Origin of the sequence: Streptomyces mauvecolor (assembly GCF_039532965.1) — a bacterium.
Taxonomy (GTDB): Bacteria; Actinomycetota; Actinomycetes; order Streptomycetales; family Streptomycetaceae; genus Streptomyces; species Streptomyces violascens.
In genome coordinates, this window is record NZ_BAAASQ010000005.1 from 202,093 (window position 1) to 218,447 (window position 16,355).

Sequence of the window (16,355 nt, forward strand, 5' to 3'; positions counted from 1 at the left end):
GCCCCTGGCAGGGTCGATCCCGGCCGGCACCGGCATCTTCAGCCCGTCCGAACGGGGCCGGGGCGTAGCCCCAGGCCCTAGTGGTGGAAGGCTGTCGCCACTGATTCGTCCCGGCCCAGTGGGCCGGGCTGCCGACGGAGTTCCGGCAGCAACCGGCCCAGGTCCTCGAGGAGCAGCGCCCCCAGGTCCGAGGAGAACCCGTTGCGGCACACCACCCTCAGCACCGACAGGTCCTCCCGGTTCGCCGGGAAGGTGTACGCCGGCACCAGCCAGCCCCGCTCGCGAAGACGCCGCGACACGTCGAACACGTCGTACCGGTGCACCTCCGGCGCCGTCGTGAAGGCGAACACGGGCAACTCGTTGCCGCGCGTGAGGAGCCGGAAGTCCCCGAGCGCCTCGATCCGTTCCGCGAGCGTCCGCGCGACGTCCCGCGTGGTCTGCTGCACCGCCCGGTAGCCCTCGCGCCCGAGCCGCAGGAACGTGTAGTACTGCGCCACCACCTGCGCCCCCGGCCGGGAGAAGTTGAGCGCGAAGGTCGGCATGTCGCCGCCGAGGTAGTTCACCCGGAAGACCAGTTCCTCGGGCAGCTCCGCCGCCGTGCGCCACAGCGCCCAGCCCACCCCCGGGTAGACGAGCCCGTACTTGTGCCCGGAGGTGTTGATCGAGGACACCCGGGGCAGCCGGAAGTCCCACACCAGGTCCTCGTCGACGAAGGGCGCGACCATCGCCCCGGACGCCCCGTCGACGTGCACCGGGATGTCCAGACCCGTACGCTCCTGCACATCGTCGAGCGCCGCGCACAGCGCGCCGATCGGCTCGTACGACCCGTCGAAGGTCGAGCCGAGCACCCCGACGACGCCGATCGTGTTTTCGTCGCAGAGCGCGGCCGCGGCCCCGGGGTCGAGGTGGAAGCGGTTGCCCTCCATGGGGACCTGCCGCGCCTCGACCTCCCAGAAGTTGCAGAATTTCTCCCAGCACACCTGCACGTTCACGCCCATGACGAGGTTCGGGCGGGCCTCGCGCGAGGGGTAGCGGTCGGCGTTCTTCTGCGCCCAGCGCCGCTTGAGCGCCATCCCCGCCAGCATGCACGCCTCGCTCGACCCCGTCGTCGAGCAGCCGACCGCCGTGTTCGGGTCCGGCGCGTGCCACAGGTCCGCGAGCATGGCCACGCACCGCCGCTCCAGCTCGGCGGTGCGCGGGTACTCGTCCTTGTCGATCATGTTCTTGTCCCGGCACTCCGCCATCAGCACCCCGGCCTGCGGCTCCATCCAGGTGGTGACGAACGTCGCCAGGTTGAGCCGGGCGTTCCCGTCGAGCATCAGCTCGTCGTGGACCAGCTGGTACGCGGTCGACGGGGCCATCGGCCGGTCGGGGAGCCGGTGCCGCGGCGGCGCGGAGGTCATCGAGCCGACCGGGTCGGCCTCCCCGTAGAAGGGGTTCAGCGCGAGCCGTCCGTACTCCTTCTCGTCGGTGTGCTCCTTCTCGCTGCCGCCGCGGTGCAGTGCCATGAACTGTCAACGTCCTTTCGGGGGAGGGGAGTTGATGCGGTGGAGCGTGCTCAGTTACGGGTCAGGACCACCGCGGTTCCGTACGCGCAGACCTCCGTACCCACGTCCGCCGCCTCGGTCACGTCGAACCGCATCATCAGGACCGCGTTCGCGCCGCGTGCCTTCGCCTGCGCCACGAGCCGTTCCATCGCCTGGTTCCGCGTCTCGACCAGCGTCTTGGTCAGGCCCTTCAGCTCGCCGCCGATCATGGACTTGAGGCCGGCGCCGATCTGGCTGCCCAGGTGCCGGGAACGGACGGTGAGGCCGAAGACCTCCCCGATGACCTGTTGCACGGTGTGGCCGGGTACGTCGTTGGTGGTCACCACCAGTACGTCCGACTGCGGGCCCTGTCCGCCGCCGTAGTCCTCGATGCCCATGTGGTTTCCCCTTCGGTAGCCCTTGTCGGCCCTACCCAGCCTGCCCCTGGAACCACGGGTTCGCGCGTTACGTTGATAACTTTGGCTGCCGACGGCAGACAGCCCGCCCGATACCCACACCCAGGAGCCCGGTACCCGTGACTTCCCTTGCCCTCGGGCCGAGCTGGCTGGACCCCGACTATCTGCTCCAGACCTTCGGCCTGGCCGGCCTGCTGATCATCGTGTTCGCCGAGTCGGGGCTGCTGATCGGCTTCTTCCTGCCGGGCGACTCGCTCCTGTTCACCACGGGTCTCCTGGTCACCACCGGCAAGCTGGACACCCCGCTGTGGCTGGTGTGTGTCCTTGTCGTGCTCGCCGCGGTTCTCGGTGACCAGGTGGGTTACCTCTTCGGCAAGAAGGTGGGGCCGTCCCTCTTCAGCCGGCCCGACTCCAAGCTCTTCAAGCAGGAGAACGTCGAGAAGGCCCACGAATTCTTCGAGAAGTACGGCCCGAAGTCGCTGGTCCTCGCCCGCTTCGTGCCGATCGTGCGCACCTTCACGCCGATCATCGCGGGCGTCAGCGGCATGAACTACCGCTCGTTCGTCACGTTCAACGTCATCGGCGGCACCCTGTGGGGCGCGGGCGTCACGCTGCTCGGCGCGGCCCTGGGCAACGTCGACTTCGTCCACAAGCACATCGAGCTGATCCTGGTCGCGATCGTGCTGGTCTCGGTCGTCCCGATCGCCATCGAGTTCCTGCGGGCCCGCTCCAAGGCGAAGAAGAACCCGCAGGCGGCAGACGGCCAGGCGCCGCCGCGCGGCGGTCGCCACGCCAAGCGCTGACCCCGCTCCGGGAGCCTAGAACCCGCGCGTGCGCTTCGCTGCCGCGCGGCCCGCGCCCGGGGCCCGCAGGAACAGGCGGGCGATCTCGTTGCCCAGGTTCACGCCGATCGCGATGGCCAGGGCCAGCGCCGCCGCCTTGGCGAGCGAGGCGATGCCCTGGTCCGTGTGCTTCTGGGCGATCGAGAGGACCCCGAAGTACATGGCGCTACCGGGCAGCAGCGGGCCGATCGCGGCGGTGACGTACAGCAGTGCCGAGGTGTTCCAGTACCGCGAGAGCAGCTGGCCGAAGAGGCCGACGAGGCCGGCCGCGACCGCCGTCGCCATGATCGGCGAACCCTTCGCGGTGACTGCGATCGCGGCGTAGATGACCCAGGCGACCGCGCCGTTGGCGGCCACGATCAGCACGGTGGAACGATCCTGCTGGAGCAGGACCGCGAAGGTCAGGCAGAGCACGAACGACGCCAGGATCTGGACGACCGGGCGGTCGATGGGCTTGAACGTGCCCTCCGGGTTGAGCTGGGCGTGGATCTGGAGCCCGCCGTACAGCACGGTCAGGACGCCGGCGACGATCGCGACGAAGAAGTACCCGACTTCGAGCAGCCGCGCGGAGGCGGTGACGTAGAAGCCGGTCAGGCCGTCCTGGACGGCCGCCACCAGGGCCCGCCCGGGGATCAGCGCGAACAGGCCACCGGTGATCACCGCGGACGGACTGAGGTCCCACTGGAGCAGGCTGAGCGCGACGCCCATCGCGGCGGGCGGCATCGCGGCCACCACGAACTGGTAGAACTCCGGCAGCCCGCGCGCCGCGCACAGCCAGGCGAGCCGGTCGCCCAGGACCGCGCCGACCGCCGCCACCAGGAACACCGCGACGCCGCCGCCGAGCAGCACGGAGGCCGCTCCGGCCAGCAGGCCGCAGGCGGTGGTCAGGACCCAGCCCGGGTAGGGGTGGCGGTTTCGCCGTATCTCGGCGAGGCGCCGGTAGGCCTCCTCCAGGGAGACCTCGTGCTCCTCGGTGGTCATGTCCGTGACGAGCCGGTGCACCGCCGCCAGGCGCGTGTAGTCGGTGCCGCGGCGGCGCACCGTGCGGTTGGCGGTCACCGGGTCGTCCACCAGGGACGGCTGATGCGTGATGGCCAGCATGGTGAAGGTGACCGTCGGCTCGCAGCGGTCCAGGCCGTAGCTGCGGCAGATCGCGAACATCGCGGCCTCGACGTCCTCGGCGCCCTCGCCGCCGGAGAGCAGCAGCTCGCCGATACGCAGCGTCAGGTCGAGCACGCGGGGCACGGCGGGGCCGGTGTCGTCGTGCTTCTGGATCGGCTCGGCCACCGGCCGGTCGCCCACCGGCATCCGCAGCATGGTGCGCATCCGGTCCTGCCAGGGCGCGTCCTTGGACAGCCGCACCAGGGGCAGGCCCGCCGTGGTGATCAGGGCGTTCGGGGTGTCACGGGCGCTGTAGGCGCTCGGTGTGGCGAACGCGGAGGCCGGCTGGTCGGCGGGCGCCTCCACGACCGGGGCGGCGAGCCCCGCGGGCAGCGCGAACTCGGAGGTGGGCGATTCCTCTTCGGGCACCTGCGGCTGCTCCACGCCCTCGGGGGGCGCGAAGGCGCTGCGTGCCTCGTCGGACTGCGGCTTGCGGTCGTCCACCGCGTCGTGCTGCTCGGCCACCACTGGTCCCGTGCCTCCCTCCGGCCGCTTGGGTGCGTGTGCCCAGTATGTGGTCGGTCATGAGCCGATACGACAGCGGGCGGCGCACCGTGAAGGTGCACCGCCCGCTGTTCACGGAGGAGCGCGCGTCAGTGCGCGCCGCCCTGCGCCTCGAGGCGCTTGTAGGAGGCCTCGACCTCGGCCTCGGCCTCGACGCGGCCGACCCAGTTGGCGCCCTCGACGGACTTGCCGGGCTCCAGGTCCTTGTAGACCTCGAAGAAGTGCTGGATCTCCAGGCGGTCGAACTCGGAGACGTGGTGGATGTCGCGCAGGTGCTCCACGCGCGGGTCGGACGCCGGGACGCACAGCAGCTTGTCGTCGCCGCCGGCCTCGTCGGTCATCCGGAACATGCCGATCGCGCGGCACTTGATGACGCAGCCGGGGAACGTCGGCTCGTCCAGCAGGACCAGCGCGTCCAGCGGGTCGCCGTCCTCGCCGAGGGTGTCCTCGACGAAGCCGTAGTCGGCCGGGTAGCTGGTCGAGGTGAAGAGTCGACGGTCCAGGCGGATCCGGCCGGTCTCGTGGTCGACCTCGTACTTGTTCCGCGACCCCTTCGGGATCTCGATGGTGACGTCGAACTCCACGGGTGGCTCTCCTCCATGATCAGCACATGCATCGGACGGGTGCTGCGTCGATGCCATGTTCGCGGCAGGACGCAGTTCTGGTGATTAAGTGTCCCTCACGCAGGTGTGTGATCGCGAAAGGGGCTGGTCCTCGGTGCCGGGACCCAAGACATGGCAGCTCACAGCGGGTGCGGCGGCGGTCGGCCTGGCACTTTCGGCCGGGGCCGTGGCCCTCGCCGGACCGTGGGACTCAGGCCAGCGTACGGCCGAGCGTGACCGGGCCGCATCGTGGGCCGGCCGGGGTGGCGCACATCACGGGCCCCCCAAGGATCCGGAACTTCCGGCTCCGGCGCCGAGTGCGCCCAGCGTGCTCGCGGCCCTCGGCGCCCCGGCCGCGGCCCCCGTCCAGGCGGCCCTTCCTTCCGACCTGGGCCGGCTGCTCGCCGACCCGGCGCTCGGGCAGAACCCGGCGGCCTCGGTCCTGGACACGGCCACCGGGCGGGTGCTGTACGCCGTCCGGGCGGACGCGGCCATGACGCCGGCGTCCACCGTGAAGATCGCCACCGCGACCGCTGTGCTCAGCGCGCTCCCGGCCGACCACCGCTTCGCGACCAGGGTGGTGGCCCCGCCCGGCTCCGCCGCGCTCACCCTGGTCGGCGGCGGCGACCCCACCCTGGACAAGGCGCGCCTGGCCGCCCTGGCCGACGACACGGCCCGCGCGCTGCGGGCGCGCTCGCTCGGCACCGTACAACTGGCGTACGACACCTCGCTGTTCAGCGGCCCCGAGGTGCATCCGATCGGGCCGAACGAGAACCTCGCGCCGGTCGTCGCGCTGATGACCGACGAGGGGCGTACGGACAGCTCCGACAGCGGGCCCGCGGCGCGCACCTCCGATCCGGCGGGCGACACCGCGCGGGCCTTCGCCGAGCTGCTGCGGGCCCGCGGGGTGCAGGTGGACGGTCCGGCGTCCGCCGCCGCGCCCGCCGGTGCCAAGCCGGTGGCGAGCACGCTGTCCGCGCCGCTGCCCGAGATCGTCGAGCGGATGCTGACCAACAGCGACAACGACATCGCCGAGGCCCTGAACCGCGCGACCGCGATCGCCACCGGCAGGCCCGCGAGCTTCGACGGCGGCGCCGAGGCCGTGCCCGCGCAGCTCGCCAGACTCCAGCTCCCCTTGAACGGGGCCGTGTTCGCGGACGGCAGCGGCCTGAACCGGGTCGACAAGGTGACCCCGGACCTGCTCACCCGGCTGCTCGCCAAGGCCGCCGACCCTGCCCGGCCCGAGCTGCGCCCGATCCTGACCGGCCTGCCCGTCGCCGGCTTCACCGGCACCCTCAGCGGCCGTTACGACACCGCCTCCGCGGCGACCGGCCTGGTCCGCGCGAAGACCGGCACGCTCAGCGGCGCGGGGGTCAACACCCTGGCCGGGACGGTCGTGGACGCGAGCGGCCACCTCCTCGCGTTCGCGTTCCTGTCGACGGGCACGCCGGGCGCCGACCCGGCCCCCGTACAGAAGGCGCTCGACCGGCTCGCCACCCGGCTCACGGCGCACTGAGCGGCGCCAACCGGGTTCCCTTCAGGGGCCGACAACGTACGGTTGACGCATGACTGGCATCGGCGGTGCAGGTACCTCTGGGATGGTCGACTGGAACCTCGCGGTCGCGACCGCGACCCGACTGGTGCGGCCGGGCCCCGACGTGAGCCGCGACGAGGCACGCGAGATCGTCGCCGAGCTCCGCCGGCACGCCAAGGCCGCCGAGGAGCACGTACGGGCGTTCACCCGGATGATCCCGGAGGGCGCCGAGCCCGAGGACACCCCGGTCCTGGTCGTCGACCGGGCCGGCTGGGTGCGGGCCAACGTCGCGGGCTTCCGCGAGGTCCTGCGCCCGCTCCTCGACAAGATGCAGGAACGGCGCGGGAACATGCCCGGCGGGGCCGTGCTCGGCGCGGTCGGCGGCAAGGTCACCGGCGTCGAGCTGGGCATGCTCCTGAGCTTCCTGTCCTCGCGGGTCCTCGGCCAGTACGAGACGTTCGCGCCCGCGACCCGCGACCTCCCGGCGGCGCCCGGCGGCGGGGGCCGGCTGCTCCTCGTGGCGCCCAACATCGTGCACGTCGAGCGCGAACTCGACGTCGCCCCGCACGACTTCCGGCTCTGGGTGTGCCTCCACGAGGAGACCCACCGCACCCAGTTCACGGCCGTGCCCTGGCTGCGCGACCACCTGGAGGGCGAGATCCAGTCATTCCTCGGCGAGACCGAGGTCGACCCGATGACGGTCCTGGAGCGGCTGCGCGAGGCCGCCCAGTCGCTGGCCGGGGGCCGTCCCGAGGGCGAGGAGGGCGAGGAGGGGCGCTCGCTCGTGGAGCTGGTGCAGACCCCGGCCCAGCGCGAGATCCTCGGCCGGCTCACCGCCGTCATGTCGCTGCTCGAAGGCCACGCGGACTACGTCATGGACGGAGTCGGGCCGCAGGTCGTGCCCTCGGTGACCGAGATCCGCGAGAAGTTCAAGGAGCGCAGGGCCAAGGGGGCCTCCCGGCTCGACATGGCGCTGCGCAAGCTGCTCGGCCTCGACGCCAAGCTGCGCCAGTACCGCGACGGCGAGCGCTTCGTGCGGGCCGTGGTGGACGAGGTCGGCATGGACGGCTTCAATCGGGTGTGGACATCGCCGAACACGCTCCCCACCAAGGCCGAGATCGCCAACCCGGCGGACTGGGTCGCGCGCGTGCACCGCAAGGCGGAGTCCTGAGCGAAAAGCCGCCGGTAGGCGGGTGTCAACGCGGGAATCACCCATCCGAGGGACCGTGAGGCATGGGTAGGCGTGCAATGCTCGGGTAACGGCTCTGTTCTGTCACCATCTACGCACTCTGTGTGACTGAACGTCCCTCCTGCTCCCCCGCTCCCTCTGATTCCCCCCGCTTCCTCTCCGCACCAGAGGCACCCCCCAACACCGAAGGGCACCGGACATGGGTCCCCATCCTGCGGTCGCAGCGATACGCCTGGCGGTTCGCCGCGTACTCCACGACGTACTGAACGAACACTCCCGCGACCATGAGAGCGCCGCTGCCGCCGTGAGCGCGGGAGCCTGTGCCGGTTCCGGGACCGGCCTGCTCACCGCGCCGCCCGCGCCCCTCGTGCTCGTGGCCTGCTCCGGCGGCGCCGACTCCATGGCGCTCGCCTCCGCCCTCGCCTTCGAATCCCGCAAGCTCTCGCTGCGTGCCGGCGGCATCACCGTCGACCACGGCCTGCAGCACGGCTCCGACCTTCGGGCCGCCGAGGTCGTGTCCCGCATGACGGGCCTGGGCCTGGAGCCCGCCGAGGCCGTCGCCGTCCACGTGGGCCGCGAGGGAGGCCCCGAGGCCGCCGCCCGGGACGCCCGCTATGCCGCCCTGGACGCCGCAGCCGTACGCCACGGCGCCGCCGCGATCCTGCTCGGCCACACCCGCGACGACCAGGCCGAGACCGTGCTGCTCGGCCTCGCCCGCGGCTCCGGCACCCGCTCCCTGTCCGGCATGGCCGCCGTCTCGGGGGCGGCGGGCCGCTACCGGCGCCCCTTCCTCGAGATCGACCGCCAGACCGCCCGCAAGGCCTGCATGGTGCAGGCGCTGCCCGTCTGGGACGACCCGCACAACGCCGACCCCGCCTACACCCGCTCCCGGCTGCGCCAGGAGGGCCTGCCCGCCCTGGAGAAGGCGCTGGGCAAGGGCGTCGTCGAGGCGCTCGCCCGCACCGCCCAGCTCTCCCGTGACGACGCCGACGCCCTGGACGCCTGGGCCCTCCAGGCGGACGCGACCGTACGGGACGACGCGGGGCTGCTCGAATGCGCGAAGCTCTACGCGCTGCCGCCCGCCGTGCGCCGCCGCATCGTGCGCCGGGAGGTCATCGAGGCGGGCGCGCCCGCCGGTTCGCTCTTCGCCCGTCATGTGGAGGAGGTCGACAAGCTGATCACCAGCTGGCGCGGCCAGCGGGCCATCAATCTCCCCGGCCGCGTCGTGGCTCGTCGCCAGGGTGGCAGACTGGTCATTCGGCAGAGCTGAGACCACGCACGTCACTCGGCTCGCGTACGGACAACAGAACCCCCCAAGAAAGCGGCCCGGGTGAACGAGAAGGACATGGGCACCGACCTCCAGTCGGTGCTCATCACCAAGGAAGAGATCGACGCGAAGCTGGCGGAGCTGGCCGGGAAGATCGACGCGGAGTACGCGGGCAAGGACCTGCTCATCGTCGGAGTCCTCAAGGGCGCCGTCATGGTCATGGCGGATCTGGCCCGCGCGCTGTCCACCCCGGTCACCATGGACTGGATGGCCGTCTCCTCGTACGGTGCGGGCACCCAGTCCTCCGGCGTCGTGCGGATCCTCAAGGACCTCGACACCGACATCAAGGGCAAGCACGTCCTGATCGTCGAAGACATCATCGACTCGGGCCTGACCCTGTCGTGGCTCCTTTCCAACCTCGGATCTCGCGAGCCCGCCTCCCTCGAGGTCTGCACGCTGCTCCGTAAGCCGGATGCCGCAAAGGTCGCGATCGACGTGAAGTGGATCGGCTTCGACATTCCCAATGAATTCGTCGTGGGGTACGGCCTCGACTATGCCGAGAAGTACCGCAATCTCCCCTTTGTCGGGACGCTCGCGCCACACGTGTACGGCGGCTGACGCAACCCGGCCCGTTCGGGGAACCACAGCCCTCCTCCCGCCGTTGGAGCAGGGGAAGGGGCCCTTTGTCAGCCGTACCGTGCGACCACGGGTGACAATGCTGGGGTACCGTCCGAAGAACAGTCTTTACACACAGTCTTAGTCATACTCACAGCAGCATTTACCTACGGGCAGGAGGGACGGGGCGTTCTCGCTCCGTATGGATGGACGTGAAGCGATACTTCCGTGGGCCGGTCATGTGGATCGTGCTGGCCGTCCTCGCCGTGGTCGTGTTGATGCAGGTCGTCGGCTCGTCGGGCGGCTACAAGACGGTCGACACATCCGATGTCGTTCAGGCGATCAACAACAAGCAGGTCGAACAGGCCAAGATCACCACTGGTGACAGCCAGGTCATCAAGATCGACCTGAAGGACGGCCAGAAGGTCAAGGGCAGCAGCAAGGTTCAGGCCAACTACATCGGCGACGCCCAGGCGACCGACATGGCCACCCAGCTGCAGACCGGCGTGAAGGGCGGTGACATCCCGAAGGGATACACCGTCTCGCCCGACAAGCAGAACCCGTTCCTCGGGATCCTGCTGTCCCTGCTCCCCTTCGTCCTCATCGTCGTGGTCTTCCTGTTCCTGATGAACCAGATGCAGGGCGGCGGCTCCCGAGTCATGAACTTCGGGAAGTCCAAGGCCAAGCTCATCACCAAGGACACCCCGAAGACGACCTTCGCCGACGTGGCGGGGTCCGACGAGGCCGTCGAGGAGCTCCACGAGATCAAGGAGTTCCTCCAGGAGCCGGCGAAGTTCCAGGCCGTCGGCGCCAAGATCCCCAAGGGCGTGCTGCTGTACGGCCCGCCCGGTACGGGCAAGACGCTGCTCGCCCGTGCGGTCGCGGGTGAGGCCGGTGTCCCGTTCTACTCGATCTCCGGCTCCGACTTCGTCGAGATGTTCGTCGGTGTCGGCGCCTCGCGTGTCCGCGACCTCTTCGAGCAGGCCAAGGCGAACGCCCCGGCGATCGTCTTCGTCGACGAGATCGACGCCGTGGGCCGGCACCGTGGCGCAGGCCTCGGCGGCGGTCACGACGAGCGCGAGCAGACCCTCAACCAGCTGCTCGTCGAGATGGACGGCTTCGACGTGAAGGGCGGCGTCATCCTGATCGCCGCCACGAACCGGCCCGACATCCTCGACCCGGCGCTGCTGCGCCCCGGCCGTTTCGACCGCCAGATCGCGGTCGACCGCCCGGACATGCAGGGCCGTCTGGAGATCCTCAAGGTCCACCAGAAGGGCAAGCCGGTCGCTCCGGACGTCGACCTGTCGGCCGTCGCGCGGCGCACCCCGGGCTTCACCGGCGCGGACCTGGCGAACGTGCTGAACGAAGCGGCGCTCCTGACGGCGCGCAGCGACCGGAAGCTGGTCGACAACAACGCGCTCGACGAGGCGATCGACCGCGTCGTGGCGGGTCCGCAGAAGCGGACGCGGATCATGTCCGAGAAGGAAAAGAAGATCACCGCGTACCACGAGGGCGGTCACGCCCTGGTCGCCGCGGCCTCCCCCAACTCGGACCCGGTCCACAAGATCACGATCCTGTCGCGCGGCCGGGCCCTGGGTTACACCATGGTCCTGCCGGACGAGGACAAGTACTCGACCACGCGCAACGAGATGCTCGACCAGCTGGCGTACATGCTGGGCGGGCGCGCGGCCGAGGAGCTCGTCTTCCACGACCCGACGACGGGCGCGGCCAACGACATCGAGAAGGCCACGGCCACCGCCCGCGCGATGGTCACGCAGTACGGCATGACCGAGCGTCTGGGCGCGATCAAGTTCGGTGGCGACAACACCGAGCCGTTCCTCGGCCGTGAGATGGCGCACCAGCGCGACTACTCGGAAGAGGTCGCGGCGCTCGTCGACGAAGAGGTCAAGAAGCTCATCGAGACGGCGCACAACGAGGCCTGGGAGATCCTGGTCGAGAACCGCGACATCCTCGACAACCTGGTCCTGCAGCTCCTGGAGAAGGAGACGCTGGGCAAGGAGCAGATCGCCGAGGTCTTCTCGGGCATCGTCAAGCGCCCGGCCCGGCCGGCCTGGACCGGCTCCTCGCGGCGTACGCCGTCGACGAGGCCGCCGGTGCTCTCGCCCAAGGAGCTGGCGCTCACCAACGGTGCCGCCGCCAACAACGGCTCCGTGCCGATGGACAAGTCCACGGAGGCCGTCCCGGCCCCCGAGGACCGTCCCGAGAGCTGAGCACCGGGCCGCACCGGCCCCGGAATGCATGCCGCGCCCCCCAGGTTTTAGCCTGTGGGGGCGCGGGTGTTTTCCGGCCACGCGTATGAACGACAGTCGAGGAACGAGGCACAGATGACCGACCCGGTGACGCTGGACGGCGAGGCGCAGATCGGCGAGTTCGACGAGAAGCGGGCCGAGGATGCGGTGCGCGAGCTCCTCATAGCAGTCGGCGAGAACCCGGACCGCGAGGGCCTCCAGGAGACGCCGGCGCGCGTGGCGCGGGCCTACCGGGAGATCCTGGCGGGCCTGCGTCAGGAGCCCGAGGACGTGCTGACGACGACGTTCGACCTGGGGCACGACGAGATGGTCCTGGTGAAGGACATCGAGATCGTTTCTCTCTGCGAGCACCATCTGCTGCCGTTCCACGGGGTGGCCCACGTCGGCTACATCCCGGCCGAGTCCGGCAAGATCACAGGTTTGTCGAAGCTGGCCCGGCTTGTCGATGTGTTCGCCCGTCGCCCGCAGGTGCAGGAACGCCTGACCACTCAGATCGCTGATTCGCTGATGCGCATCCTCGAAGCCCGCGGGGCCATCGTGGTGATCGAAGCCGAGCACATGTGCATGTCGGTACGCGGTATCCGCAAGCCGGGCGCGAAGACGACGACGTCGGCGGTGCGCGGCCAGCTCCGCGACCCCGCGACGCGCAGCGAGGCGATGAGCCTGATCATGGCTCGCTGACATCCGCTGATCGTCCGCCGGTCATCTGCTGCCTTGTGCGCCCGACTCGCGTACAGGGGCTGCCTGTTGAGGGATCTTGCGCAACGGCCCCGGCCGCCTGCTCGGCAGGTGGCCGGGGCCGTTGCGTTCAGCCTGTGTGACGGAGTGTCAGGTGGCCGGGGCCTTGTTGTCGTCCTCGTCCTCCGGGAGTTTGCAGATGCGCTCCAGGAACAGGGCGGCCGCCACGACTCCGATGCCGGCCAGGACCGAGAAGCCGGCGTAGATCGCCTGGTCGCGGCGGGCCGGCACGTCGAGATAGCTGAGCAGATAGACGCCCGTGCCGCCGTACATCCCGCACACCAGGGCCGCGACCAGCGCGCTGGCCTGGCCGAAGACCACCGCGCGGGCGGCCATCAGCGGCTCGACGCCCTTGGCCTCGGGGCGGCGCTCGCGCTGGGCGCGCAGCCGGGAGCGGATGGACAGGGCGGTGGCGAGCAGGATGACCGCGATCACCCCGAGCACGATGGGCGCCGCGATCGGCACGCTCGGCAGCGTGGACACGGAGTCCCACAGCCGGGCGGCCGCCCAGGAGAGCACCCCGGCGACGACGAACAGACCGGCCAGCACGCCCAGGCGCAATTGCTTCACGGAGTAGTGCCCTTCGGGTCTTGGGAGGTCGACCTCAGAAGCGTAACGACTACTCGGGCAGCCGGAGTTCCAGATCGGCGCGCGGCAGTACACCGTCGCGGCCGACGGCGCTCAGCAGGTCGGCGACCGAGCCGTGTCCGGGCAGCTGGGCCTCGGGCTCCACGTCGTGCCAGGGGGCGAGCACGAAGGCCCGCTGGTGGGCGCGCGGGTGGGGGAGGGTCAGGACCGGGTCGTCGGAGACGACGTCGGCGTAGGCAACGATGTCCACGTCGATGGTGCGCGGGCCCCAGCGCTCGTCGCGGACCCGGTCGAAGGCCTCCTCGATGGCGTGGCCGCGCTCCAGGAGCGAGGCCGGCGGCAGGGTGGTCTTCACGACGACGACCGCGTTGAAGTACGAGGGCTGGGAGCCCGCCTCGACGCCCCAGGGCTCGGTCTCGTACACCGGCGAGACGGCCTTGACGCGCAGGCCGGGGGTGTCCTCCAGGGCGTCGATGGCACCCTGCAGCGTCTCCAGGCGGTTGCCCAGGTTCGAGCCGAGGGCGATGACCGCGCGGCGCGGGTTGGAGAGCGTCACGTCGGCCGCGTCCACCTGCTCGACCACGGAGGCGGGCACCGGCTGTACGGTCGGGTCGCTCTGGGCGGCCCCGTGCGAAGACACGCTCATACTCGGCTCCGGGTGATCGTGATGGTCACGTCGTCGAACGGGACGGTGATCGGCGCGTCGGGCTTGTGGACGACCACCTCCACCTCCTGGACGCCTTCGTGCTTGAGGCACTGCTGGGCGATCCGCTCGGCGAGCGTCTCGATCAGGTCGACGGGCTCGCCCTGGACGACGTCCACGACTTCTTCCGCCACCACGCCGTAGTGCACGGTCTTCGCCAGGTCGTCGTCCGCCGCCGCGAGGCGGGTGTCGAGGCCGAGCACCAGGTCCACGATGAAGGTCTGGCCCTCCTCGCGTTCCCGGGGGAAGACGCCATGGTGCCCACGGGCCTTGAGGCCGCGCAGCGCGACACGATCCACGCGAATCACTCCTGCTGTCGTTGGTCAGACGGACATGCGGCCGCGTGCGGGCGGCACGGTGCCCACAATCGAATCTACCTGCGGGCACTGACAGTGCTCGCCCACGGGGGCTATGGACAGAACCGGACAGGCCTGGTAGCCGCCCCTACCCGATGGCCCCGGATTCAATCCTGCAAAGCCCCCGATCGTGCCCGGATTCAGTCCTGCGAGGCCCGCAATCGTCCCCGGAATCAGTCCCCTTCCGGCTCTTCGTCGCCCGATTCGGCGAGCACCGGCGAGCCGTGGTGGGACCAGAGCTGCCAGCCCTGGGATGTGCGGCGGAACACATTGGTGGCGACCACGAGCTGGCCGACGAGCGGGCCCAGCTCGCCGCTCTCCTCGGCGGGGCCGCCGCTGAGGATGTTCTCGGTGCAGGTGACGAGCGCGGTGTCACCGAGGATGACGACCTTCACATCGGTCAGGAAGAACTGGATGTACTCGGTGTTCGCCATGATCAGCGCGTACGAGCGGAGCACCTCGCCGCGCCCCGAGAGCACCGGCCAGCCCGGGTGGACGCAGGAGATCCCGGTGTCGCCGGCCTCGGTGGCATCCAGCCAGAGCTCGGACAGCTCGTCGAAGTCGCCGCGCTCCAGCGTCTCGTAGAACGCGGTGTTGGCGCGCTCGACCGCTTCGCTCTCGGTCCGCCGGCTCACCGGGCTCCCTCGACGGCGCGCGCCACGCGAACGGCGTCGGCGGTGGCCCGCACCTCGTGGACGCGGACCGCCCAGGCGCCCTCGTGGGCGGCGATGGCGGAGACGGCGGCGGTGGCCGCGTCGCGCTCGCGGGCGGGCGGCGGGGCGCCCTCGTCGCCCGCCAGGACGTGGCCCAGGAACCGCTTGCGGGAGGCGGCGACCAGGACGGGGCGGCCAAGGGCGCGCAGCTCGGCGAGGTGGGCGACCAGGGCGAGGTCGTGCCCGGCCTGCTTGGCGAAGCCGAGACCGGGGTCGATGACGAGGCGCTCGGGGGCGATGCCGCCCTCGATGACGGCCTCCATGCGGACGCGGAGTTCCGCGACGACCTCGCCGACCACGTCCTCGTACACCGCGCGGCTGTTCATGTCCTGGCTGAAGCCGCGCCAGTGCATGACGACGAAGGGGGCGCCGGTGGCGGCGACGGCGGGGATCATCGCGGGGTCGGCGAGCCCGCCGCTGACGTCGTTGACCAGCACCGCGCCGGCGGCGATCGCCTGTTCGGCGACGCGGGCGCGCATGGTGTCGACGGAGACGGTGACGCCCTCGGCGGTCAGGCCCCGGACGACGGGGATGACGCGGCGCAGCTCTTCGGTCTCGTCCACGCGGGAGGCGCCGGGGCGGGTCGACTCGCCGCCGACGTCGACGAGGTCGGCGCCCTCGGCCACCAGGTCGAGGCCGTGCTTGACGGCGTTGGAGGTGTCGAACCACCGGCCGCCGTCGGAGAAGGAGTCGGGCGTCACATTGACCACGCCCATGACCGCGCAGCGGTCCCATTCGGGCAGGCCTTCGACGGACCCCCGCCCGTTCAACGTACTCATACGTCAAGCGTAGGCGTCAGCCCGGCGTTCCCGGACCACGCTCGGGGGTGGCGAAAAGGCGCTGGAGGAGATCGTGCAGGGCGACCCGGTCGGCGTCGGGCAGCGCGTCGAGGGCGCCGTGGGTGGCCAGCATGCCGGTGCGGATGGTCTCCACGGTGCGGATGCCCTCGTCGGTCAGGACCACGTTCTTGACGCGGCGGTCGGTGGGGCTGGGCTCGCGTCGCACCAGGGTGCGGGCCTCCAGGCGGTCGATGATCCCGGTCACGTTGGAGGCGTCGCAGTGCAGCGTGGTGGCGAGCGAGCGCATGGAGGCGGGGCCCCGGCGCAGCACGGTCAGGGTCTTGGCCTGGCTGGAGGTGAGGCCCTCGTCGGCGGCGGCCGACGTGAAGTCGCCGTAGAAGCCGGCCAGGGAGTCCCAGATGGCGTCCATGAGCGTGGCGTTGCTGACGGCGGTCGGGCGGCTGGTTCCAGGCATGCCGTCCACTGTACCCGCGATTCGAGCGAAACTTGACTACCTCAACCTTTGATGTTTACCTTCATTAAGTTGCTTGA

At 70.7% G+C, this 16,355-nt stretch carries 17 protein-coding genes; 7 read left to right on the top strand and 10 right to left on the bottom strand.

Annotated features, from left to right (window positions below; translation table 11 throughout):
• Positions 1-77: 77 nt before the first annotated feature.
• Together gad and ABD346_RS06405 are read right to left on the bottom strand one after the other, a co-directional pair.
• A complete protein-coding gene (gene gad, locus ABD346_RS06400; protein ID WP_344372655.1) occupies positions 78-1,508 on the bottom strand; it encodes a glutamate decarboxylase in 1,431 nt (476 codons plus the stop codon).
• A gap of 50 nt (positions 1,509-1,558) precedes the next feature.
• A complete protein-coding gene (locus ABD346_RS06405) occupies positions 1,559-1,924 on the bottom strand; it encodes a YbjQ family protein (protein ID WP_344372658.1) in 366 nt (121 codons plus the stop codon).
• A 137-nt stretch (positions 1,925-2,061) separates the two neighbouring features.
• Here ABD346_RS06405 and ABD346_RS06410 point away from each other — a divergent pair, with 137 nt between their 5' ends.
• The gene (locus ABD346_RS06410; protein ID WP_344372660.1) at positions 2,062-2,745 is read left to right on the top strand and encodes a DedA family protein; all 684 of its coding nucleotides are present in this window, start codon (positions 2,062-2,064) and stop codon (positions 2,743-2,745) included.
• A gap of 15 nt (positions 2,746-2,760) precedes the next feature.
• Here ABD346_RS06410 and ABD346_RS06415 read toward each other — a convergent pair whose 3' ends face one another.
• On the bottom strand, positions 2,761-4,410 hold the full coding sequence (locus tag ABD346_RS06415) for a threonine/serine exporter family protein (RefSeq protein WP_381224827.1): 1,650 nt from the start codon (positions 4,408-4,410) through the stop codon (positions 2,761-2,763).
• Between the two features lie 128 nt (positions 4,411-4,538).
• Complete coding sequence (locus ABD346_RS06420; RefSeq protein WP_053731216.1) at positions 4,539-5,033, bottom strand: inorganic diphosphatase; 495 nt, start codon at positions 5,031-5,033, stop codon at positions 4,539-4,541.
• A gap of 133 nt (positions 5,034-5,166) precedes the next feature.
• On the opposite strand from ABD346_RS06420, the gene dacB reads away from it, so the two are divergent.
• The 6 genes from dacB to folE all read left to right on the top strand — a co-directional run bounded on the left by dacB (position 5,167) and on the right by folE (position 12,607).
• Positions 5,167-6,567: a D-alanyl-D-alanine carboxypeptidase/D-alanyl-D-alanine endopeptidase gene (gene dacB, locus ABD346_RS06425; protein ID WP_344372666.1), complete on the top strand. Its 1,401-nt coding sequence runs from the start codon at positions 5,167-5,169 to the stop codon at positions 6,565-6,567.
• A gap of 49 nt (positions 6,568-6,616) precedes the next feature.
• Complete coding sequence (locus ABD346_RS06430; RefSeq protein ID WP_344372669.1) at positions 6,617-7,756, top strand: zinc-dependent metalloprotease; 1,140 nt, start codon at positions 6,617-6,619, stop codon at positions 7,754-7,756.
• Positions 7,757-7,973: 217 nt separating this feature from the next.
• Positions 7,974-9,044: a tRNA lysidine(34) synthetase TilS gene (gene tilS, locus ABD346_RS06435; RefSeq protein WP_344372672.1), complete on the top strand. Its 1,071-nt coding sequence runs from the start codon at positions 7,974-7,976 to the stop codon at positions 9,042-9,044.
• Between the two features lie 75 nt (positions 9,045-9,119).
• Positions 9,120-9,659 (top strand): hypoxanthine phosphoribosyltransferase, encoded by a 540-nt coding sequence (hpt, locus tag ABD346_RS06440; RefSeq protein ID WP_053731222.1) that lies wholly within the window; start codon positions 9,120-9,122, stop codon positions 9,657-9,659.
• A 203-nt stretch (positions 9,660-9,862) separates the two neighbouring features.
• A complete protein-coding gene (ftsH, locus tag ABD346_RS06445) occupies positions 9,863-11,887 on the top strand; it encodes an ATP-dependent zinc metalloprotease FtsH (RefSeq protein ID WP_344372675.1) in 2,025 nt (674 codons plus the stop codon).
• 114 nt (positions 11,888-12,001) lie between these two features.
• Positions 12,002-12,607: a GTP cyclohydrolase I FolE gene (gene folE / locus ABD346_RS06450; protein WP_344372678.1), complete on the top strand. Its 606-nt coding sequence runs from the start codon at positions 12,002-12,004 to the stop codon at positions 12,605-12,607.
• Between the two features lie 147 nt (positions 12,608-12,754).
• On the opposite strand, the gene ABD346_RS06455 is transcribed toward folE, so the two are convergent.
• From ABD346_RS06455 to ABD346_RS06480, 6 genes are all read right to left on the bottom strand, one after another.
• Positions 12,755-13,234 (bottom strand): DUF3180 domain-containing protein, encoded by a 480-nt coding sequence (locus ABD346_RS06455; protein WP_344372681.1) that lies wholly within the window; start codon positions 13,232-13,234, stop codon positions 12,755-12,757.
• Between the two features lie 49 nt (positions 13,235-13,283).
• Entirely contained in the window at positions 13,284-13,898 is a 615-nt protein-coding gene (gene folK / locus ABD346_RS06460) for a 2-amino-4-hydroxy-6-hydroxymethyldihydropteridine diphosphokinase (protein WP_344372684.1), read from the bottom strand.
• Positions 13,895-14,254 carry a dihydroneopterin aldolase gene (gene folB / locus ABD346_RS06465; protein WP_053731208.1) on the bottom strand — a complete coding sequence of 120 codons (360 nt, stop codon included), beginning with the start codon at positions 14,252-14,254 and terminating at the stop codon, positions 13,895-13,897. The genes folK and folB overlap by 4 nt, the downstream gene beginning before the upstream one ends.
• Positions 14,255-14,484: 230 nt before the next feature.
• Positions 14,485-14,946 (bottom strand): nuclear transport factor 2 family protein, encoded by a 462-nt coding sequence (locus ABD346_RS06470; protein ID WP_344372687.1) that lies wholly within the window; start codon positions 14,944-14,946, stop codon positions 14,485-14,487.
• On the bottom strand, positions 14,943-15,803 hold the full coding sequence (gene folP / locus ABD346_RS06475; RefSeq protein ID WP_344372690.1) for a dihydropteroate synthase: 861 nt from the start codon (positions 15,801-15,803) through the stop codon (positions 14,943-14,945). Before folP ends, ABD346_RS06470 begins: the two co-directional genes overlap by 4 nt.
• Before the next feature lie 16 nt (positions 15,804-15,819).
• The gene (locus ABD346_RS06480) at positions 15,820-16,278 is read right to left on the bottom strand and encodes a MarR family winged helix-turn-helix transcriptional regulator (RefSeq protein WP_381224814.1); all 459 of its coding nucleotides are present in this window, start codon (positions 16,276-16,278) and stop codon (positions 15,820-15,822) included.
• Positions 16,279-16,355: the final 77 nt, after the last annotated feature.

What these genes read in the sequence shown, in the direction of transcription:
- gad (WP_344372655.1), bottom strand. Translation starts at nt 1,508, where the DNA reads ATGGCACTGCACCGCGGCGGCAGCGAGAAGGAGCACACCGACGAGAAG.
- ABD346_RS06405 (WP_344372658.1), bottom strand. Translation starts at nt 1,924, where the DNA reads ATGGGCATCGAGGACTACGGCGGCGGACAGGGCCCGCAGTCGGACGTA.
- ABD346_RS06430 (WP_344372669.1), top strand. Translation starts at nt 6,617, where the DNA reads ATGACTGGCATCGGCGGTGCAGGTACCTCTGGGATGGTCGACTGGAAC.
- tilS (WP_344372672.1), top strand. Translation starts at nt 7,974, where the DNA reads ATGGGTCCCCATCCTGCGGTCGCAGCGATACGCCTGGCGGTTCGCCGC.
- hpt (WP_053731222.1), top strand. Translation starts at nt 9,120, where the DNA reads ATGGGCACCGACCTCCAGTCGGTGCTCATCACCAAGGAAGAGATCGAC.
- ftsH (WP_344372675.1), top strand. Translation starts at nt 9,863, where the DNA reads ATGGACGTGAAGCGATACTTCCGTGGGCCGGTCATGTGGATCGTGCTG.
- folE (WP_344372678.1), top strand. Translation starts at nt 12,002, where the DNA reads ATGACCGACCCGGTGACGCTGGACGGCGAGGCGCAGATCGGCGAGTTC.
- folK (WP_344372684.1), bottom strand. Translation starts at nt 13,898, where the DNA reads ATGAGCGTGTCTTCGCACGGGGCCGCCCAGAGCGACCCGACCGTACAG.
- folP (WP_344372690.1), bottom strand. Translation starts at nt 15,803, where the DNA reads ATGAGTACGTTGAACGGGCGGGGGTCCGTCGAAGGCCTGCCCGAATGG.
- ABD346_RS06480 (WP_381224814.1), bottom strand. Translation starts at nt 16,278, where the DNA reads ATGCCTGGAACCAGCCGCCCGACCGCCGTCAGCAACGCCACGCTCATG.